Source organism: Micromonospora sp. NBC_00389, assembly GCF_036059255.1.
In the GTDB taxonomy this organism is placed as follows: Bacteria; Actinomycetota; Actinomycetes; order Mycobacteriales; family Micromonosporaceae; genus Micromonospora.
The window spans coordinates 4,929,496-4,948,852 of sequence record NZ_CP107947.1 but is presented as its reverse complement, the minus strand read 5'-3'; the positions used below and the strand labels follow the sequence as shown (position 1 = coordinate 4,948,852).

The window sequence follows — 19,357 nt, the reverse complement described above, 5'->3', positions numbered from 1 at the left end:
CCACACGCCTGGAGACGACCATGACCCAGCCTCCCCAGCCGACCGCACCGCTGATCGAGCTGATCTTCGACCGACTCGCCGCCGCTGACGACGTACCGACCGAGACCGCCGAGCTCGTCCTCGCCGCGCTGACCAGCGAGGAAGACCTGACCGCCGCCCTCGCCGGCACTCCCACCCGGCTCGACCCCCGCTCCCCCACCGGCGACGGTCCAGCGGACCGGATCTGGCTGAAGTCGGTGACCGTCGCGGGCTTCCGCGGCATCGGCCCGGAACGGACCGTCCAGATCGACCCCGGTCCGGGCCTCACCCTGGTCGTCGGCCGCAACGGCTCCGGCAAGTCCAGCTTCGCCGAGGCCGTCGAACTCGCCCTCACCGGCGACAGCGCCCGGTGGGCCGACAAGACGAGCGTCTGGCGTACGGGGTGGCGAAACCTGCACAACCCGGATCCGTGCTGGGTCGGCGTGGAGCTGCGGGTCGACGGCGTGGCCACGCCGACCCGGGTGCACCGCGCCTGGCCGGTCGGAGCCGAGCTGGCCGACGCCGAGGTGACCGTCACCAGCGCCCGGGGCCGGCACACCGGCCTCACCGAGTTGGGTCTGGCCCGCCCGCTGGAGCTGTACCGGCCGTTCCTCACCGCCGCCGAGCTGGGCAAGCTCGCCGCCGGCACGCAGAGCCAGCTCTTCGACGCGCTCTTCGCGATCCTCGGCCTGGACGCGCTCACCGACGCCGACCAGCGTCTGCTGCGCGCCGCCCGGCCGCACGACACCACCATCAAGGAGGTACGCGCACAGCGCGCCGCCCTGGCCGACGCGCTGTCCGGGATCACCGACGACCGGGCCCGGCGGACGGTCGCGCTTCTGCACGGACGGGGCGCGGTCGACCTCACGGCGGTGACGGCGATCCTCGACGAGCCCGACGAGCCGACCACCGACGGGGAGGTGCTGCTTTGCCGGGAACTCGCCGCTCTCGCTCCGCCGCCGCTCGACGAGGTGGTCCGGCTGGCGGGTCAGCTGCGGGAGGCGGCGGTCGAGGCCCTGCGGTACGACGGCGGCCGGTCCCGGGCCGCGCTGCGCAGCGCCGAGCTGCTCCGCCTCGCCCTGGAACATCACGAGGACCAGGGCGAGGGGTCGTGCCCGGTCTGCGCTACCGGCACACTCGATGGTGGATGGCGTGCCGCCGCCGCGGAGGCCCTGACCGACCTCCGGCAGCGCAGTGTCGCCGCCCAGACGGCGGCGACCCGGCTCACGACTCTGCTGCGACAGACGCACCACCTGATCGATGACCTCGCGGTGCCCGACGATCCCGGGTCGGAGCCGCCGGTCGGGGCGCTGCGCGATGCCGTGGCGGCGCTGCGGCGCGTACCCGGGAAGCCGGCCGACCTGGCCGACCACCTGGCCGCGCGGTACCCGGCGGTGGTGGCCGCGGCGGACGCGGCCCGTTCGTACGCGGAGGGGTTTCTGCGGCAGCGCGACACCGGCTGGCGGGCGGCCGCGGCCGAGGTGCGCGAGTGGGTGGCCGCGGCCGGCGGGTTGCCGGCGCGGGAGGCGACCCTGGCCCGGTTGAAGGCCGCGCGCGGCTGGCTGAAGGACGCCGGTACGGAGATCCGCAACGAGCGGGTCGCGCCGTTCGCCGGGCACTCCCAGCGGATCTGGGCTCAGCTGCGGCAGGAGAGCAACGTCGAGCTGGGAGCGATGACGCTCGAAGGCGCGAACACCCGGCGGCGGGTGGTCTTCCCGGTCAGCGTCGACGGCGCCGACAACGGCACCGCGCTGGGTGTGATGAGCCAGGGTGAGATGCAGGCGCTCGGGCTGGCCACCTTCCTGCCGCGCAGCTGCGCCCCGGAGAGCCCGTTCCGGTTCATCGTGGTCGACGACCCGGTGCAGAGCATGGACCCGTCGAAGGTGGACGGTCTCGCGCGGGTGCTCGCCGAGCTGGCCGAGCAGCGGCAGGTGGTGGTCTTCACCCACGACACCCGCCTGCACGACGCGGTCACCCGGCTCGGCCTCGGCGACGCCCGCATCGTCGAGGTGCACCGGGCGGAGAAGTCGGTCGTGACGCTGCGGCCCGGCTCGGATCCGGTGAGCCGCTACCTGGACGACGCGTACGCGCTGTCGCGCAACGAGGACATCCCCGCCGAGGTGCGCGGTCCGGTGGTGGCGGAGCTGTGCCGCGCGGGGCTGGAGGCGGCCTGCCACCGGGTGGTCTGGCGGGTACGGGTCGCCCGGGGTGTCCCGCACGACGACATCGAGAAGGCCATCGAGGCCGCGTCGCGTCGGCTGGCCACCATCGTCGCGTTGGCGCTGTTCGACGACGCCGATCGGGGCGGTGACGTGCGCAACCAGCTGGGCCGTCGGCACGGACGACGGGCGGTGGACGCGTACGAGGCGTGCCGGGAGGGCGTGCACGGCGCGTACCTGGCGGACCTGCCGGGCCTGGTCGCGGACGCCCGCTTCCTGGCGGGGGCGCTGCGGTGACCGCGCCGACGCCGCAGCGCTGCCTGGCGGCGGCCGACCAGTTGCTGCGCGGCTCCGGCCTGCTGGGGGTCGTCGCCGTTCCCGGCGGCTGGTGGCCTCGGGCCTGCGCCTGCCTGATCCGGCTCGCCCTGGAAGGCGGCATCGACGCCTACTGGCGGCGGGTCAAGCCGAGCGTCGCGGCCTGCCGGCAGGGCCGAGCCAAGCAGCTGATGCTGCGCGGCCGGCTCGGGCCGGGCGCGGAGGTCGCCCGGCGGGTGGCGTACGCGTGGGCCACGCTCTCGACCGCCGCGCACCACCACTGCTACGAGCTGGCGCCGACGGCCGCGGAGCTGCGCCGGCTGCACACCGAGGTGAACGCACTGCTCGCCCGACTCGACCAGCGATGACCGGACCTACCGACCCGTACAGGAGTGACCATGAGTTACCACCCCGGCTATGACCCGAACCGGGCGGCGTTGCCGGCATCGGCCCCGCCGGCCAGCCCCGGCCCGTACCTGCCGATCGCTTATCCGCCGGCGCACATCGTCGTGCACGCCCCACCCACCTCCGGCCTGGCCGTCGCGTCGCTGGTGTTGGGGATCCTCGGCGTGATCGGCGGGTGGTGCCTGTTCGGGGTGCCGTGCCTGCTCGCCGTCGTCCTCGGCCACGTCGGCCTGCACGACACCCGCAACAACATGAAGTCCGGGCGCGGCATGGCGGTCGCCGGCCTGGTCCTCGGGTACGTCTTCGTCGCCCCCATGATCATGCTCACGATGATGGTCTTCTTCGGCGGACTGATCGGCGCGGCGACCCCCTCGACCACGCCCAGCCCGTGAACCGAGGCCGCACGCCCAGCGCGACCTCGCGCCCGCCATCTCACTCGGCGTCGCCGATCATCTGGCGGATGATGAGCAGACGGTCGCCGTCGAGAGGCGCCGTGATCCGGCCAGCGTTGTCCCACCGCTCCAACGACCATCGGCCCTTGTCCCGCCGCAGGGTCACCTGGGCATGCGGCCCCACCCCGTGCCATGCCGCACCCCGCAGCGACACTCCAAATCGGCCACGATCCAGCAACTTCACCTTGCGCAGCTGAATGCAGGCGGGGCAGCGGCCGTCGGTCGAGGCCACGCACCGGCCGCAGAGCCGACCACCGCACAGGACACACGGCTTGACGGGGTCGGGGCAGGCGGGGCAGGTGGCGGTGAGGCAGGTGGCGCACACCTCCACCTGCCACACCAGGTGGTGCAGCCGACAGACACTCGCCTGGTGCAGCGGCTCGCCGGTCACGGCGTCGCGGAGATACCCGACGGTCTCCCCGGCCACGAGCTGATACGCGACGGCCATGGTGTCGCCGTTGGCGAGGCGCCACTCCTCCTCCACGTTCAGGCCCACGGTCAGGTCCACTTCGCTGACCGGCGGCTCATTGCCTGCTGACGTAGTTCGGTCAGCAACGCGGCCGGTATCTGTGCACCGGCGGCGGGGGCTGTGGGTGTGGTGTCGGGCATGACGGCCGCGACGGCGGCGGCCGGGGACATCGTGGCCCGGCGGGGCTGACCGAAGGGCAGTCGGGTGACCTGCCGGCTGGCACGCCGAGCAAGCGGGGTGGCGCCCAGGAGGGTTGGCCCGCGCAGGTCCCGTACCGACGTGTGTGCGGCGAGTGACACCAACGTGTGCTCCCCGAGCAGCTCGACGCCGAGCGCGCCACGCAGGAGGTCAAGCTCGCTGTCCTCGGTCACCTGATACCAGGTGGGCTGGTCACCGCGGTGGCGGACGCCGAGTGACGTGTGGTGCCCGACGGCCGCGATCGCCACCGTCCAGCCTTCGAGGTCGGCGGTGACGATCACCTCGGGTGCCGGACGTCAACCGACATGCACCCACGGCGCGACCGCATCAGGAAACTGCCAGTCGGCAGTTTCCTCGATGATCTGACTACCGGTCGCCCGCCGCCGGACGAGGCCGCGTGCGGTGACGGCCAGCGTCACGGCGGTGTGCTGACGGCAGGCGACGGCTACCGTCCGCACCGGCGACGATGCGATGTCGGCTGCGGCTTGGCGGATCGGCTTCCGTCGGGCCACCGGGGCGGACGTCGGAATAGGTGTCGCCGGTTCCTTCTCGCCGAAGGCGTCGGCAAGGTCGGCGCGAAGCTCCAGATCGAGGCCACTAGCAGCGGGCATTTCCGCCAACGACGGCGCGTTGCCGGCACGACGCTGTGAGCCGACCGTGGTGAGGCTGCCTCAGACCGGCTCTTACGTCGGTCCGAACGACCCCGCGGAGCCCGCGGTTGAGTGCGTCTACGTCCTGGCCGACAGGCTTGACGACACCGAGGTCTACCAGTACCAGCCGCCCGCTCCAGAGGCGACGAACTGACAGCTACCGCTCTACTAGGGGGAACGTACCCGACCGGTAGGTTGCACCCCGTGCTGGCCGGGCCGCTTGGGCGATAGCTCTATCATGCCCAGATGGACGACCTCGTCGAGCAGTACCAGCGTCTCCTTCATGAGGCAAGCGACGACGAATGGCTAGCCTGGTCAGTGCCGCCCCTACGACGCCAGGCCAAGCAGGTCTTTCCGACACCGGCTCGTACCGTGAGGGACAGGTACCTACGCCAGCGTCACGGCATCACAGAGGAGCAGTACGACTGGCTGCTACGCCGCCAAAACCTCCACTGCGCCCTGTGCCCTAGCGAGCGGTCCCGTGTTGACAGCCCTTACCTCGCGATCGACCATGATCACGAATGCTGCGCGGGTAGGGGGTCCTGCGGTCGGTGTATTCGTGGTCTAGTCTGCTCGACCTGCAACAGCAGACTGTCGCTGTTCTGGCCCACTAACGGCCAAGAACACTACTTGGGTGGATCGCAAGGGGCCGAACGTGGCATGGCCCGGGTGGCAGATCGGGACATGGACTGGTTGATCTCGGCGGAGGCATACGTCGGACGAGGCTACGTGCAATGGCCAGTGGCGCTCTGAGATTCTGAGTCAATTACCCGATAAGGTGGTTGCTGCAGTCCATACCGCGAGGATGATGCGCCAGCATGGACCAGCCAACCGCCACCTTCATCGCAGGCATTATTTCCGCATTAGGATCGACGGCTGTCGGTCTAGGTGGGCTAATCTTTGCCATGCGTAACACGAGCAAGACATTGGCGTATCAGCGCGACGAGACTGCCGCGGCCCGCGAACACGAGATCCGGCTCCGCAGGGACACGGAGCACCGAGAAGATCAGCTTCGTTGGCATCGTGAGCGACGAGAAGCATACGGGGCGTTTGCAGTTGCCGCAGGTAAGGCTCGCCAAGGAATGCTAATTCGGGCACGCAATACAGAGCCTGCGGATGTCATCGGCGCTAATCTTGGGGAATTAAGGAATGACCTGTTCGATGCGTTCTCGATGATTCAGCTAATCAGCGCGCAACCGGTTCGGCATCACGCTTCATCGGTGCTGACGTTCGTTGATGAGGTGATTGCCGGAGCCGCTTATGGCGACGAGCGTTGGACAGAAACGATTTTGGGGTTCAGAGCGGCGGCAAGAGAGGACCTAGTACCGGGCAACGCTTCGCCCGAGAAATAGCCTCCTTACAGCAGCAGAGCACCGCGCGGACACGGGCGATCGAGGCAGGGCTACCGTCGGCTGCAGAACGCTGACCGCTTCACTAAGGGACGTCTCGTAACCCCGGCGTCTGTCTGTTGAGGACGATCATCGAGGATGTCTGGGTGCAGGTGATCACCGCGAGGCACCCGGAGTGGATCTTTCCGTTCACTGGACTGCAGCCCGCCCAGTTCCGCCGGCTGGTCCACTTGGTCGCCGAGCGTGGCGGTGTCGCGATCGCTGACGGCCGGCCAGGCCGGCAGTGGGCTCTCGACCTGCCGGATCGGGTGCTGCTGGTCGCCGCGTACTGGCGCACGAACCTGACGATGCGCCAGATCGGCCCTACCGCTACTCGACGAACCTGCAGGTCGCCATCGACGCCCACACCCGCCTCGTCGTGGCCCTCGGCGACCCGCAACCCGGCAACCGCAACGACACCATCGTCTACCGGACCAGCGGCATCGACCAGAAGCTGGCCGGACGGCCGGTCATGGCCGACGGCGCCTACCGCGGCAACCCAGAGGTGATCATCCCGTACCGCAAGCCAGCCGACGGCAGCGAGCTGCCCGAGTGGAAGGCCGACCTGAACAAGCAACACCGCACCGTCCGAGCACAGGTGGAACACGCCCTGGCCAGGATGAAGTGCTTCAAGATCCTCCGCGACTACCGCCGCGCCGCCCACACATTGACCGACGCTGCTTCCGGCATCGCCCATCTCCACAACATCATCCTCGCCGGCTGAACCGCCAGCCCGGGCGGGGCAACACCTTCGGTGAGTTACGAGACGTCCTTTAGGTCGCGGCGGGCTGTAGCGGCCGTTGCCGTGGAACGCCGCCTTGTAATCCTCGTAGGACTCGCACTTCAGAGCAGGCATCCTTAGCTCCTTCCGCACCGCCTGCAGGAAGCGGTTTTGCGCATCGTGCAGGTGTCGTTCGACCTGCTGCCAACCGCGCCCACGTCGTGCCCAGAGATACGAGGACGCGTCGTACACATCATTGAGTGCACGGTCGGTCTTCTGCCGGCGTACCAGTAGCGCTGCCTCCGTGTAGGCATCCCGAATCTCGGCACGGGCCTCGCCGACGGTCTCCCCGTCTTCAAGCTCCTCGCCGGCATCGTCATAGGCATCCCAAGCAGCCATCACTGCGCGGTAGACCCGCGCGTAGGCCGATCGGCGGGCCTCCTCCCATCGCCGTTTGTCCTGTCCTCGAAAGGTCAAGAGCTGCGTGAGCGTGGTCGCGAGGAGGCCAGCAAGCAACGCCCCGCATGCCCCGATCAAGCCGGCGACGAGCGCGGCCTGCGGCTGGGAGAGTGCGTTCCAGAACTCCACCCGATCAGCATGCCGTATGTCCCCATGGCGGCCCTCAGAGGCACGACAACTCAGCAGACCTCGGGCATCGGCACGAACCCGGGGTCGTCGAGCCACACGTGTGGGGGACGAAGAACCACCCGGGGTTGAAGACGATGCCAACGAGGACGACGGCCATACCGGCCCAGAGGCGGCGACTGGCGAGCAGCGAAGCACGTTTCCCGGTCATGGCAGGGACCGTTCGAATCACCAGCCGGGGTGCACATCCGCTCCACGAGGTACTCCGCGCGATGTACCTAACCATCCGAACGCGATCGGGACCGGCGGGTGCGTAACGTGCAGGGGAAAACGCCGACGCGACGAGGAGACTTCATGTCCAAGCCACCGCTGCCCGAGCCCGCGATTGCCATGCTCCAGAAGCCGAACCCGGCCGTCATGACCACTCTTCAGGCGGAGGGTCAGCCGGTGTCCGCCGCCACCTGGTACCTGTGGGAGGACGGCCGGATCCTGGTGAACATGGACGAGGGCCGTCGCCGCCTGGGCCACGTCCGGAAGGATCCTCGGGTCTCACTCACCGTGCTGGACGAGGCCGGCTGGTACACCCACGTCAGCATCATCGGGCACGTCGCCGAACTGCGGTCGGACGAGGGCCTCGCGGACATCGACCGGTTGTCCCAGCACTACACGGGAAATGCGTACCCACGGCGGGAGCGCGCTCGGGTCAGCGCCCTGATCGAGATCGACCGCTGGCACGGCTGGGGCGCGCTCAAGGACAACAACCAGATCGGCTGACCAACGCGGCCCGGCCGGCGGCACCGGCGGCCGGGCCAGCGACCCCACGGTCAGGGCTGCACGGTGGTGGCGGACGGGGCGCCGACTCGGGTCACCAGGTAGCCGAAGGCCGCCGCGGTGAAGAACATGACGATGCCGTAGACGGCCCCGGGGATCGCCATCTGGGTGCTGTCGAGCAGCGCCGGGCTGAGCGCGATCGTGATGGCCAGGGTGCTGTTGTGGATGCCGATCTCGAACCCGGCCGCCGTCGCGGCGCTTCGATCGACCCCGGCCAGCCGCGGCACCCCGTACCCGATGGCGAGGCTCAGCAGGTTGAACGCGAGCACGGCGAGGCCGACCGAGACGAAGTAGTCGGCGATGTTCTCGCGCTCGCCGAGCACAGCGCCGGTGATCACCGCGACGAGCACGACGACGGACAGAATCCGGACCGGGCGGTTCAGGCGCTCGGCGACGCGGGGTACCCGAGCCCGGATCAGCATGCCGATCGCCACCGGGACGAGCACGATGGCGAACACCTGCAGCACCTTGTCGAACTGCAGGCCGATGCTCCTGCCGTCGGGCAGGAAGTACGCCGCCGACAGGTTGACCAGGATCGGCAGGGTGAACACCGCGATTATCGAGTTGATGGCGGTGAGGGTGATGTTCAGGGCCACGTGCCCACCGAACAGGTGGCTGTAGAGATTGGCCGTCGTGCCACCGGGCGAAGCGGCCAGCAGCATCATCCCGACGGCCAGCTCCGGCGCCAGGTCGAAGGCGACGACCAGCCCGAAGCAGAGCGCAGGTAGCACCAGCACCTGGCACACCAACGCGATGACGGCGGCCCTGGGATGCTGAGCCACCCGACGGAAGTCCTCAGTGGTCAGCCCGAGACCCAGGCCGAGCATGATGATGCCGAGGGCGATGGGCAGTCCGATCAGGGTCAAGGCTGAGTCCATGACACGACATCGTTACCACCGGGTAACGCCCCCACAATCCCCCGTGCGGCTGGTGGCTCTTGACCTCAGACCGTGGTCGGCTTAACTTCATCGATCAGATAAGTGTCTTTACTAATTCCGCTCCATTCCTCGTGGGAGTGCCGATGCGACAATTCCGTCACCGCCGCCTCACCGCCATCGTTGCCCTGGCGACCATGCTGGTCACCGCCGCCCCGCCGACCGCCGCGAGCGCGGGCGACAAGCCTGACCACCGGGCCGGTTACCACCGGGTCGGCTACTTCACCCAGTGGGGCATCTACGGCCGGGCGTTCCCGGTCAAGAAGCTCGACACCTCCGGGGCGGCCAGCCGCCTCACCCACGTCAACTACGCCTTCGGCAACGTCAGCGAAGACGGACGCTGCTTTGTGGACGGTGGGCCGGGCGAGGGCGACGCCTGGGCCGACTACCAGCGTCCCGTTCCGGCGGAGGAGAGCGTCGACGGAGTCGCCGACGGCCCGGGTCAGGCGCTCAACGGCAACTTCGGCCAGTTGGCCAAGCTGAAGGCCAAGCACCCCGGCCTGAAGGTGCTGATCTCGCTGGGTGGCTGGAGCTGGTCGACGTACTTCTCGAACGCCGCCCGTACCGACGCCTCCCGCAAGGCGTTCGTCACCTCCTGCATCGATCTCTACCTGAAGGGCAACCTGCCGGGTGGGGACGGGAGCGCGGGTGGCCCGGGTGCCGCCGCCGGCGTCTTCGACGGCATCGACCTCGACTGGGAATGGCCGAACTGGGCCGGTGAACCGGGCAACGTCATCCGCCCGGAGGACCGGGAGAACTTCACCAAGCTGCTCGCCGAGTTCCGCCGGCAACTCGACGCGTACGGCCGCAAGACCCGCGCGCACCACCCGCTGACCGCGTTCCTGCCGGCCAACCCGGCGACCATGGACGCCGGGTACGAGGGTCGCAAGATCTTCAAGTACCTGGACTTCGCCACGGTGCAGGGGTACGACTTCCACGGCGGCTGGGACGCGGTGGCCAACCAGCAGTCGGCGCTGCGCGTGCCGGCGGGCGCGCCGGACAACCCGGACTTCTCTGTCGAGGTGGCGATCGACGGCTGGATCACCCGTGGCGCGCCGCGCGACAAGCTGGTCCTGGGCATCCCGTACTACGGTCGGGGCTGGACCGGCATCACCGGGGGCGGCAATGGTCTGTTCCAGCCCGCCACGGGCCCCGCGCCGGCCACCTTCGAGGCCGGGTACGAGGACTACAAGAAGCTCAAGACCCTGGCCGGCAACGGCTTCACCGTGCACCGCGACCTCCGCGCCGGGCACGCCTGGTTGTTCGACGGTACGACGCTCTGGACGTACGACGACCCGGCGGTCGTGCTGCAGAAGACGCTGTACATCCGGCGGGCCGGACTGGGTGGCGCCATGATCTGGTCCTTGGACGGCGACGACGACAACGCCACGTTGACCAAGACGATCGGCCTCGGGCTGACGACCTGGTAGCCGTACCCCGCTTGCGGCAGTCCCCCGGCCTGTCGCCGACCGATTCCTCGGCCGGCGGCGGGCCGGTGGTCCGTGCGACGGCCTACCCCTGGGCGGGTGCCACCGCGCGTACCGCGGCCTCGATCAGCGCGGTCACCTCGTCCATGTCACGAGCCCGGCGCACATCCAGCTCGGCCGACCATCCGTCCGGGCCGGTGAGCTTCACCGTCACGTCGTCGCGGCGGTGGGTCAACCAGCCGGCGATGGCCTGGACCAGCACCATGACGACTCCGCCGCTGTCGACGGCCACCAGCAGCGCGTCCGTGCCCTCCGCCGACCTCTCGTCGGACGGCGTCGTGGCACCGGCGGCGCGCGGCGCCGTCACCTTTTCGCGAAGTCGAGCCTCGGACCGCAACCAGGACGCGAGAGAACGCCGAGAGTCGGCGGACGGAAGATCCGGATGGACCGAGAGCGTGATCGTCTCCAGAAACGCCGGCATTGTCTCCTCCTTCCGGGCGAGGACAACGAGTGCGGGTTCCCCCGTCATCCTGCCAGCCGTCGCCCGTGTCGGCATCCCACGCAGTCACCGAAGTCGATCAGGCCTTGACCGGGGTATCGACGGTTCATAGGCTCCGGCCACTGTGAGGCATTTCCCGAGAAGGGAAGCACGAGACATGGCCCGATCGAGAAGTCCGTTCTGGACGGTTCCCCCGAGGCGGCTGGCGAGTGCCGCCGCGATCACGCTCCTACTCGGCATGACTCCCCTGCTCAGCGGCACGGCCGCGAGCGCCGCGCGGCCCTCCCCCTGCAGCAACGACCCGACCGCCCGGCTGAGCACGGTGCCCACTCCGGAGGCCGTGCTCGGTTTCCCGCTCGGGGTCGGCCAGGAGCGGGTCGTCACCAACGACGAGGTGCGCGGATACCTCGGGGCCGTGGACGGCGCCTCCGACCGGGTCGTCACCGGTGTGATGGCCACCAGCGTGCTCGGGCAGCCGCTGCCGTACGCGGTGGTGTCCAACGAGCGCAACGTGCGGCCGTCGGAGCTGCGAAGGATCGCCGACGACGTCCGCGACCTGCGGGACCCGCGCCGGACCAGCGCGAGGACGGCCGCCCGGACGGCGAAGGACAGCCCGGCCATCGTCTGGGTCACCGCGAACGTGCACGGCGGCGAGAAGAGCGGCACCGACGCCGCGCTCAAGACGCTGTACGAGCTGGCCGCCGGCCTGTCCTGCGCGGTCGCCCAGCGCAACGACAACCTGGTCACCATCATCGTGCCGACCCAGAACCCGGACGGCCGGGATGCCACCCGGCGGCAGAACGAGTTCGGCTTCGACATGAACCGGGACTGGTTCGCCCGCACCCAGCAGGAGACCGACGGCAAGCTCGAACTCCTGCGCCGGTACCCGCCGCAGGTCTTCATCGACGCCCACGAGATGAGTGGCCGCCAGTACTTCTTCCCGCCCAACGCCGACCCGATCCACCACGAGATCGCCGGCGAGGCGGTGGACTGGATCAACCGGATCGGCGAGGCCAACAAGGCCGGCTTCGGCTACAACGGCGCCTGCGCCGACGACGACGCCACCGAGTGCTACTTCAACTACTCGACCTACGACATGTTCTTCATGGGCTACGGCGACACCGTGCCGACCACCGGGTTCGGTGCGGCCGGCATGACGTACGAGAAGGGCAGCGCGTCGGCGGTGGCCGACCGGGTCCAGCAGCAGTTCAACACCCAGTGGGCGACGCTCGGTTGGGCCGCCGCAAACAAGCACGAGGTGCTGACCGACTACTTCGACATCTGGACCGACGCTCTCGCCCAGGGCAGGGCGGGCACGCTGGAGCCAAACGAGGTGGTCGAGCCCACCAACGAGGTGCAGTTCCCGGTGCCCGACATCAAGATCCGCTCGTACTTCCTGCTGCCCGACCGGCAGCTCGCCGACGTACGCCAGCTCGTCGAGCGGCTGCGCCGGATGGACGTCGAGGTCTACGAGGTGCAGAAGCCGACCCGAGTGCCGACCGCCCGGATCTTCGGCGGCCGGTCGGCCAGCAACGTGACCGTGCCGAAGGGCGCGTACTGGATCCCGATGGACCAGCCGCAGAAGCACTGGATCCAGTCGATCATGGGCGAGGACCCGTACACCCCCTTCCCCTACTTCTACGACGTCTCGTCCTGGAGCAACCCGCTGCTCATGGGCGTGTCCACGATCTACACCGGCGACAACGTCAAGCCGAAGGCCCAACTGGTCCGGAAAATCTCCGGAGGCCGGACCGCGCCGGCGTGGCCGTGGGGCTCGTACACGTACCCGCTGGACTCGGCGGCTGCCGCGGAGCTCACCTTCACCCTGCTCGGCCGCGGTGTGCCGCTCGTGCGTGACCTGAACACCAGCGCTGTCGCCCTACCGGCGAACAAGCTGAGCCGCGACGTCGACGAGCTGGCCGAATCACTCGGGGTGACCCTCACCCCGGGCGGGCGGGCCACCGGCACCCGACTCGCCCTGCCGGACGTGGGGCTGTTCCAGGGCACCGGCATCTCCACCACGTCCGGCTCGCACGGCGAGGCCCGGTACGTGCTCGGCAAGCGGTGGGGGCTCGACCTGAAGCCGGTGACCACGGCCGACATCAACGACAACACCGAGGCGTTCACCGGACGTACCGTGCTGCTGGTGCCGGACGGCAGCAGCCCCACCGGCGGTCTGACCGCCACCGGGCAGGCCAACCTGCGCGACTGGATCGCCCAGGGCCACACCTACATCGGCCTGCGCAACGAGGGCACCCGGGTGGCCCGGGCCGCCGGGCTCACCTCCACCACCGAGAAGCCCAAACCGGCCGGCTACCAGGTGCTCGGCTCACACCTGCGGGTCGACGTCGACCACGACAGCCCCGTGGCGCTGGGCCGCCCGGCGGAGGACTTCGAGTTCAACAACAGCGACCCGATCCTCAACCCGACCACAACCGGGACCAACGTGCTCCGCTACCCGACGGGTGACACCTTCTGGGCCAACGGCTACACCGTCGGCGGCGACACCCTGAAGGGGACGGCCGCACTGGTCGACGAGCCCACCGGAGCGGGTCGGGCGGTGCTGTTCGCGTTCAACCCGCTCTTCCGGGCGTACAACGAGAATGGTCTGCACCTGGTGGCCAACGCGCTGCTCTACCCGGCGGGCGCGGGCGCGACCACCGCGCCGGACGCCCAGCGCTCGCCCGGGGTCGACGCCGCACGCGCCAGCGCCGCAGCCGCACCGGTGACGCCGGAGCTGGGCGGCGGGTGGCGACCGACCACCATCGAGGTGGCGGCCACGGACCTGCCGCGCACCCGCGCGATCGTCGAGCGTTTCACCACGGACGCGCAGTCGTCCGAGGCGGGCGGCTCGGCCTACCTGGTGATCCCGAACCCGGAGGGACGCCAGGCCGACGAACACCCGTTCCTGGGTGATCTGGTACGCGCCCTGCACGACGCCCAGGTGCCGCTGCGGTCCGTGGTGGGCTGACGCCGGACCTGTAAGACGAAGCGCCCGTCCCCGCGTTGGGGACGGGCGCTTTCGTGGCTCTTCACGATCGAGGGTGTAGGGCCGGTCTGAAGCCGCCGGTCTCGAGCAGTGACCTGGCGACGTAGTTGGTCAGGCTGCGGAACCCGAGCGCAGATCCGCGGAGGTGCTCGAGCCGGCCGTTGATGGCCTCGGTCGGCCCGTTGGATGTGCCGGGCCGGTCGAAGTAGGCCAGGACGTCGACGGCGCGCTTCTTCAGCGTGCGTCCCAGCGTGATGACCTCGCTGAGTGCCTTCGGAACGCCGTGGCTGATCGACTCGATCAGGTTGGTCATCAGCTCGCGGCCACGACGCCGGTCCTCCTCGCGGTAGGCGGCGATCATTCGCTGGTAGATGCCCCAGGTGGCCTCGACCTCGACATGGGCGTCGTCGGCGAACAGGGCGGCCAGTCGGTCCTTCTGCTTGTCGGTGAGCAGGTCCGCGCCGGTGTGCAGGGTCCGGCGCGCGGAGTAGAGCGGGTCGCTCTTGCGGCCGCGATGTCCGTGGATGGCCTGCTGGACCCGGCGACGGCACCGGTCGAGGGCGTCGCCGGCCAGGCGGACGACGTGGAAGGGATCCATCACCGCCACGGCGTCGGGCAGCTCCTCAGCGGTGGCGGTCTTGAAGCCAGTGAATCCGTCCATCGCGACCACCTCCACCGCGTCGCGCCACGCTTCGGGGCGCTCGGCGAGCCAGGTCTTGAACGCCTGCTTGGAGCGGCCCTCGACCATGTCGAGCAGCCGGGCCGGGCCGGTGCCCTCACGGATGCCGGTCAGGTCGATGATCACGGTGACGTACTTGTCGCCGCGACGGGTGTGGCGCCACACATGCTCATCGACACCGATGACTAACACGTTGTCGAACCGGCCGACGTCGTCGATCAGCACCCGCTTGCCCTCGGCTGCCCAACAGCTTCAAGGCCGAGCTCGTCGAGCCGGCAGAACGTGGTCAGGTCGGGGCAGGCGAAGCCCGCATGAGGGGTAACGTCAGGCACGTCGACGTCTTCCGGATGGACGGCGGAGGACGTGGCGAGGTTCCACTCCTGGAGAAGTTCGACGCTCCCCCACGAATCAGGCCCGTCGAGGGATCGCCGGAGTCCTTCGACGGGCCCGGTCGCCGAGGCTCAGCCCCAGGTCTGGCCGGCCGGTTCCTTGATGGTGCGGTTGATCCGGTTGAAGAAGTTGGTCAGTGCGATCTCCAGGTTGATCGCGCCGATCTGCTCCTCAGTGAAATGGGCGTTGACCCCTTCCCAGATCTCGTCGGTGACTCCCTCCGCGCCGTCCTGCAGCCGGGTGGCGGCCTCGGCCAGCGCCAGTGCCGCGCGCTCCGCATCGGTGTAAAACGGCGCCTCACGCCACGCCGCTACGTTGTGCAGCCGCTCGTCGGTGTCACCGGCCTTCTTCCCCCCGGCGACACTGGCGTAGACGCACGCCGAGCAGCTGTTGATCTGGCTGGCGCGCAGATGGACCAGCGCGAGCAGCTTCGGGTCGACGCCCCCAGCGGCGATCGCCTTCTGCAGGTGCCCGACCGCCTTCCACACGTCGGGGTTGTTGGTGTTCTTGTTCTTCAGTCGGCTCTGCATGGCAGGGTGCTCTCCTTGGTCGGGGTTACCTTGCGGGGCTGGTGCCCGTCACCCCTATGACGGAGCAGCTTCCAGGGAGGTAACACCATGTCCGGCGCCCATCCAGCCGATCCGATCGCCGAGGCCTTCGAGGTGCACCGCGACCGGCTCACAGCCGTCGCCTACCGCGTGCTCGGCTCGCACGCCGACGCGGACGACGCGGTCCAGGAGGCGTGGCTGCGTCTGTCCCGCCAGGACACCGACACCATCGACAATCTCGGCGGCTGGCTGACCACCGTGGTCGGCCGCATCAGCCTCGATCTCCTACGCTCGGGCCGCACGCGCCCGACAGTCCCACTCGACGACCAGCTGCCCGAACTCACCGTGACGCTCGACGATGGTCCGACTCCGGAAGAGCTTGTGGCGCTGGGCGACTCGGTGGGCCTGGCGCTGTTGACGGTCATGGACTCGCTGCGCCCCGACGAGCGCCTGGCGTTCGTGCTGCACGACGTGTTCGCCGTCCCCCACGGGGAGATCGGCACCATCCTCGGCAAGTCCGCCGACGCGACCAAGATGCTCACCAGCCGCGCCCGCCGGAAGGTGCAGGCCGCCCGGCAGCCGGCAAGCGACCGACAGCGGCACCGCGAAGTGGTCGGGGCGTTCTTGGCCGCGGCCGGCGAGGGCCAGTTCGAGCGTCTGCTGGAAGTTCTCCACCCCGAAGTGAAGTTCACCGTCCACACCCCGAACGGTCAGTTCGTCACGCTCGGAGCCACCGAAGTCGCCACCCGCGCCCGAGTGGCCGGCAGTGCAGCACGAGGACATGCGGCGACCGTCAACGGCCACCCCGGCGTCATCTCCTGGAACGAGGACGGCACCCCGCTGTCCCTGCTCGCCTTCACCGTCGCCGACGGCCGCATCACCGAGATCACCGCTGTGATCGACCCAGCCAAGCTCGCGCTCATGCTGGCATGTTCGGTGAGTTCGCTCTCCTGGCGAGTTGGACGCTACCTCTGGGGACAGGTTCTGGCGGCGAACCTGACCCCGGTCCTCCTCTCGACGCGGACAGCATCCCGAAGTACCGCAGGGTGGTCCCCGCGAACGACAGTGGCAACGCCCCGTCATCGCCGCCTTGCCCGGCGCCGGCTGGTCGACACGACTAACGTCCTCGTGCCGCCAGCTGGCGTACCGCGTCCAGGCGACGAAATTGGCCCGGCGGTGGGTCAGTGCGGGGCAGACACCGCCTCGCGGGCCAGGATTACCGCGCCGAGCAGGGCGGCGTCGTCGGGGAACCCGGAGCGGACGACCTCCGGCGGGTACGGCAGGACCTCGGCCATCCGCTCGACCAGCATTCCCCGGATCAGGTCGCTGCCGGTCACCCCACCGACCAGCACCACCCGCTGCGGATCCACCAGCAGGCAGCAGGTGACCAGGTGGCGGGCCAGCTCGTCGACCCGGGCCAGCAACGCGTCCCGGATCCCGCCGGGCTGTCCGGCCCGGACGGCGAGCCCGGTCGCCCCACCGGGCAGGAGCAGCTCCTCGGCGAGCTGATCCAACGCCCGACCGGAGAAGGTCGCCTCCAGCATGACGCCGGGCCGGGCGGCACCGGCGACGGCGTACCCGATCTCGCCGGCCGCGCCGTGGTGACCGGACAGCACCTCCCCGCGTACCGTGACCGCCGCCGCCACGCCGGTGCCGAGTCCGACCACCAGGCCGGGGTCGGCGTCGCGCAGCGCGCCGAGCCGCAGCTCGGCCAGGGCGGCGGCGTTCAGGTCGTTGTCGACGGCCACCGCCGGCACGTCAAGCCGCTCCCGGACCGCCTCGGCCAGCCGCAGCCGGTCCCAGCCGGGCACGTTCGGCGCCAGGTCGATGCCGTCCGGCCGGACCACCCCGGGCGAGGCGATGCCGGCCGCCGTCAGCGGGCCGCCGACCTGCGCCACCAGCTTCGCGGCCAGCTCCAGCGCACGGTCCAGGGCCTGCGGGGCACCCTGCTCGGCGTACGTGAGCACCCGCTCCCGGGCCAGCAGCCGGCCCTGGCGGTCGGCCACCCCGACCGCCATTTTGGTGCCGCCGAAGTCGATGCCGAGCAGCAGCGGGCCGGTGCCGGTCGGTGCGACAGGCTGAGCGGCCTGGCCGGCGAGCCGGACGTTCATCGGTCCCGCCATTCGGCACTGGGGCTCGGGGGCGTCGCGCCGGGCCGTCGCGCGCTCACCGGGCAACCGGCGGTCAGCGGCCGCGGATCCTCCGACCACCGCGCGGTCACCGGGCCGCCTGCTCGGCGGCGACCGCGTCCAGCGCCGCGTCCGCCCGGGCGAGCCGGTCCCGGACCGCCGAGAGCCGGCCGGCGACCGTGTCGAAAGTGCCACGTACCACGCCCACCTGGGCGCGGACGGCGGCCGCGCCGGGGCCGTCGACCTGGACCCGGTCGAGGACGAGCTCCGGCTGGACTGCGGCGGCGATCAGGTCGGCGACGGCCGCGTCGTCGAGCCGGGCGGTGATCCCGTCAGCCGCGGCCCGCACCGAGTCGACGGTCCAGCCGTCCGGCGCACCGCCCCGGACCAGCCGTCCGACCACCGAGTGCGCGGCCCGGAACGGCACCCCGTGCCGGGTAAGCGCGTCGGCGGCGGCGGTCGTGGTGGCCCCGGAGGCGACGATCTCCTCCCGGGTCGGCGGCTCCAGCGGCTCCAGCTCGGCCAGGAAGCCGCCGAGCAGGGCGAAGAACCGGTCCGTGCGGTCGTTGCTGTCCCAGAGCCGCACCTGCACGTCGGTGGTGGCGTTGTTGGAGTCCTCCCACCAGGCCGCGCCGACGTTGTTGAGCACGGAGGCGGCGTCAGCGGCGGTGGCGCCGGCCATCGACACCAGGTGCTCCAGCACCACCGGGTTGCGCTTCTGCGGCATGATGCTGCTGCCCTGGGTGAAGTCGCCGGGGGTGGCGACCCAGCGCCAGGTGAGCCAGTCCATCAGGGTCCGGGCCAGCCGGGCGCCGGTGGCCAGCGCCTGGGCGTTGAGTGTGCCCACCCGGACCAGGTGGTCCGCGCCGGCGACCGCCTCGTACGAGTTGGTGACCAGGCCGGCGAAGCCGAGCAGTTCCGCCACCCGGGCCGGGGCGATGTCCAGGTCGGTGCCGGCGAAGGCGCAGGAGCCCAGCGGCGAGGTGTTGAGCTGGTCGATCAGGTCGGCGTAGGCGACCGCCTCGCCCGCGAGAGCCTCGGCGTAGCCGGCGAGGGCGTGGCCGATGGTGGTGGGCTGGGCCGGCCGGCGGTGGGTGTAGCCGGTGATGACCACGTCGGCGTACCGGTCGGCCCGCTCCAGCGCGGTCCGCCCGGCGGCCAGCACCCGGTCCAGCACGCCGAGGAGCTGGTCGCGCAGCAGCATCCGGAACACCCCGGCGTCGAGGTCGTTGCGGCTGCGGGCCATCTGCACGTCCAGCTCGGAGGTGGGGACACCGCACGCCTCGGCGAGCCGCTTCTCGAGCAGGTAGTAGGTGTCCTCGAAGCTGCCGTCGAATGCTGGCGCCGGTGTGGTGTCCGCGCGCAGCTCGGCCAGCCCGCGCAGCAGCCGGGCGCCCCGCTCGGCCGGGATCAGCCCCTGCTCGGTCAGCATCACCACGTGGGCCTGGCTGGCCCGGACCATCGCCGGGTACAGGTACCCGACGTGGTGGTCGTAGGTGGGCCGCAGGTGGTGCCGCTGGTATGTGGTCAGCGCGGGTGTGCTCATGGCGGTTCCTTACTTCCTTCCAGG

The 19,357-nt window shown here is 70.3% G+C and carries 16 protein-coding genes and 3 pseudogenes; 10 read left to right on the top strand and 9 right to left on the bottom strand.

Going from position 1 to position 19,357, the window contains the following annotated elements; genetic code table 11:
* The first annotated feature begins 20 nt into the window (after positions 1–20).
* From OG470_RS23475 to OG470_RS23465, 3 genes are read left to right on the top strand one after another with little or no spacing between them, the layout of a single operon-like run.
* Complete coding sequence (locus OG470_RS23475) at positions 21–2,474, top strand: AAA family ATPase (RefSeq protein WP_328415488.1); 2,454 nt, start codon at positions 21–23, stop codon at positions 2,472–2,474.
* Entirely contained in the window at positions 2,471–2,860 is a 390-nt protein-coding gene (locus OG470_RS23470; RefSeq protein WP_328415486.1) for a hypothetical protein, read from the top strand. The genes OG470_RS23475 and OG470_RS23470 overlap by 4 nt, the downstream gene beginning before the upstream one ends.
* Positions 2,861–2,890: 30 nt before the next feature.
* Positions 2,891–3,289 (top strand): DUF4190 domain-containing protein, encoded by a 399-nt coding sequence (locus tag OG470_RS23465; protein WP_328415483.1) that lies wholly within the window; start codon positions 2,891–2,893, stop codon positions 3,287–3,289.
* Positions 3,290–3,329: 40 nt separating this feature from the next.
* On the opposite strand, the gene OG470_RS23460 is transcribed toward OG470_RS23465, so the two are convergent.
* Genes OG470_RS23460 through OG470_RS23450 form a run of 3 tightly spaced genes read right to left on the bottom strand, consistent with a single transcriptional unit; the run spans position 3,330 to position 4,636 of the window.
* Positions 3,330–3,857, bottom strand: coding sequence for a hypothetical protein (locus OG470_RS23460; protein ID WP_328415481.1), 528 nt, complete (start codon positions 3,855–3,857; stop codon positions 3,330–3,332).
* Entirely contained in the window at positions 3,848–4,297 is a 450-nt protein-coding gene (locus tag OG470_RS23455) for a hypothetical protein (RefSeq protein ID WP_328415479.1), read from the bottom strand. The genes OG470_RS23460 and OG470_RS23455 overlap by 10 nt, the downstream gene beginning before the upstream one ends.
* 15 nt (positions 4,298–4,312) lie before the next feature.
* Entirely contained in the window at positions 4,313–4,636 is a 324-nt protein-coding gene (locus OG470_RS23450) for a hypothetical protein (RefSeq protein WP_328415477.1), read from the bottom strand.
* Positions 4,637–4,912: 276 nt separating this feature from the next.
* Here OG470_RS23450 and OG470_RS37360 point away from each other — a divergent pair, with 276 nt between their 5' ends.
* The 4 genes and pseudogenes from OG470_RS37360 to OG470_RS23435 all read left to right on the top strand — a co-directional run bounded on the left by OG470_RS37360 (position 4,913) and on the right by OG470_RS23435 (position 8,134).
* A complete protein-coding gene (locus tag OG470_RS37360; RefSeq protein ID WP_442930950.1) occupies positions 4,913–5,419 on the top strand; it encodes an endonuclease domain-containing protein in 507 nt (168 codons plus the stop codon).
* Positions 5,420–5,484: 65 nt separating this feature from the next.
* A complete protein-coding gene (locus OG470_RS23445; protein WP_328415475.1) occupies positions 5,485–6,018 on the top strand; it encodes a hypothetical protein in 534 nt (177 codons plus the stop codon).
* A gap of 143 nt (positions 6,019–6,161) precedes the next feature.
* A pseudogene (locus OG470_RS23440) lies at positions 6,162–6,778 on the top strand (transposase family protein).
* Positions 6,779–7,714: 936 nt separating this feature from the next.
* Positions 7,715–8,134, top strand: a complete 420-nt coding sequence (locus OG470_RS23435; protein ID WP_328415473.1) for a PPOX class F420-dependent oxidoreductase — start codon at positions 7,715–7,717, stop codon at positions 8,132–8,134.
* 50 nt (positions 8,135–8,184) lie between these two features.
* Here the strand turns inward: OG470_RS23435 and OG470_RS23430 are convergent, their stop codons facing one another.
* Positions 8,185–9,069 carry a bile acid:sodium symporter family protein gene (locus OG470_RS23430; RefSeq protein ID WP_328415471.1) on the bottom strand — a complete coding sequence of 295 codons (885 nt, stop codon included), beginning with the start codon at positions 9,067–9,069 and terminating at the stop codon, positions 8,185–8,187.
* A 143-nt stretch (positions 9,070–9,212) separates the two neighbouring features.
* Here OG470_RS23430 and OG470_RS23425 point away from each other — a divergent pair, with 143 nt between their 5' ends.
* Entirely contained in the window at positions 9,213–10,556 is a 1,344-nt protein-coding gene (locus OG470_RS23425; RefSeq protein ID WP_328415469.1) for a glycoside hydrolase family 18 protein, read from the top strand.
* 82 nt (positions 10,557–10,638) lie between these two features.
* On the opposite strand, the gene OG470_RS23420 is transcribed toward OG470_RS23425, so the two are convergent.
* Positions 10,639–11,034: an effector-associated constant component EACC1 gene (locus OG470_RS23420; RefSeq protein ID WP_328415467.1), complete on the bottom strand. Its 396-nt coding sequence runs from the start codon at positions 11,032–11,034 to the stop codon at positions 10,639–10,641.
* Positions 11,035–11,290: 256 nt separating this feature from the next.
* Here OG470_RS23420 and OG470_RS23415 point away from each other — a divergent pair, with 256 nt between their 5' ends.
* Complete coding sequence (locus tag OG470_RS23415) at positions 11,291–14,023, top strand: M14 family zinc carboxypeptidase (RefSeq protein WP_328415465.1); 2,733 nt, start codon at positions 11,291–11,293, stop codon at positions 14,021–14,023.
* Between the two features lie 61 nt (positions 14,024–14,084).
* Here the strand turns inward: OG470_RS23415 and OG470_RS23410 are convergent.
* Together OG470_RS23410 and OG470_RS23405 are read right to left on the bottom strand one after the other, a co-directional pair.
* Positions 14,085–14,960: pseudogene (locus OG470_RS23410) on the bottom strand (ISL3 family transposase); the annotation flags it as partial.
* 221 nt (positions 14,961–15,181) lie between these two features.
* On the bottom strand, positions 15,182–15,640 hold the full coding sequence (locus OG470_RS23405) for a carboxymuconolactone decarboxylase family protein (RefSeq protein WP_328415463.1): 459 nt from the start codon (positions 15,638–15,640) through the stop codon (positions 15,182–15,184).
* An 87-nt stretch (positions 15,641–15,727) separates the two neighbouring features.
* Between OG470_RS23405 and OG470_RS23400 the strand changes: the two are divergent.
* A pseudogene (locus OG470_RS23400) lies at positions 15,728–16,165 on the top strand (sigma factor); the annotation flags it as partial.
* Between the two features lie 674 nt (positions 16,166–16,839).
* Here the strand turns inward: OG470_RS23400 and OG470_RS23395 are convergent.
* Both OG470_RS23395 and OG470_RS23390 read right to left on the bottom strand, forming a co-directional pair.
* Positions 16,840–17,769, bottom strand: a complete 930-nt coding sequence (locus OG470_RS23395) for an ROK family protein (protein WP_328415462.1) — start codon at positions 17,767–17,769, stop codon at positions 16,840–16,842.
* Between the two features lie 106 nt (positions 17,770–17,875).
* Positions 17,876–19,333 carry an argininosuccinate lyase gene (locus OG470_RS23390; RefSeq protein WP_328415460.1) on the bottom strand — a complete coding sequence of 486 codons (1,458 nt, stop codon included), beginning with the start codon at positions 19,331–19,333 and terminating at the stop codon, positions 17,876–17,878.
* Positions 19,334–19,357: the final 24 nt, after the last annotated feature.

Bases quoted from the DNA above. Each gene is read 5' to 3' on its own strand.
- OG470_RS23465 (WP_328415483.1), top strand. From the start codon at position 2,891: ATGAGTTACCACCCCGGCTATGACCCGAACCGGGCGGCGTTGCCGGCA.
- OG470_RS23475 (WP_328415488.1), top strand. From the start codon at position 21: ATGACCCAGCCTCCCCAGCCGACCGCACCGCTGATCGAGCTGATCTTC.
- OG470_RS23415 (WP_328415465.1), top strand. From the start codon at position 11,291: ATGACTCCCCTGCTCAGCGGCACGGCCGCGAGCGCCGCGCGGCCCTCC.
- OG470_RS23445 (WP_328415475.1), top strand. From the start codon at position 5,485: ATGGACCAGCCAACCGCCACCTTCATCGCAGGCATTATTTCCGCATTA.
- OG470_RS23435 (WP_328415473.1), top strand. From the start codon at position 7,715: ATGTCCAAGCCACCGCTGCCCGAGCCCGCGATTGCCATGCTCCAGAAG.
- OG470_RS23420 (WP_328415467.1), bottom strand. From the start codon at position 11,034: ATGCCGGCGTTTCTGGAGACGATCACGCTCTCGGTCCATCCGGATCTT.
- OG470_RS23395 (WP_328415462.1), bottom strand. From the start codon at position 17,769: ATGAACGTCCGGCTCGCCGGCCAGGCCGCTCAGCCTGTCGCACCGACC.
- OG470_RS23390 (WP_328415460.1), bottom strand. From the start codon at position 19,333: ATGAGCACACCCGCGCTGACCACATACCAGCGGCACCACCTGCGGCCC.
- OG470_RS37360 (WP_442930950.1), top strand. From the start codon at position 4,913: ATGGACGACCTCGTCGAGCAGTACCAGCGTCTCCTTCATGAGGCAAGC.
- OG470_RS23425 (WP_328415469.1), top strand. From the start codon at position 9,213: ATGCGACAATTCCGTCACCGCCGCCTCACCGCCATCGTTGCCCTGGCG.
- OG470_RS23430 (WP_328415471.1), bottom strand. From the start codon at position 9,069: ATGGACTCAGCCTTGACCCTGATCGGACTGCCCATCGCCCTCGGCATC.
- OG470_RS23405 (WP_328415463.1), bottom strand. From the start codon at position 15,640: ATGCAGAGCCGACTGAAGAACAAGAACACCAACAACCCCGACGTGTGG.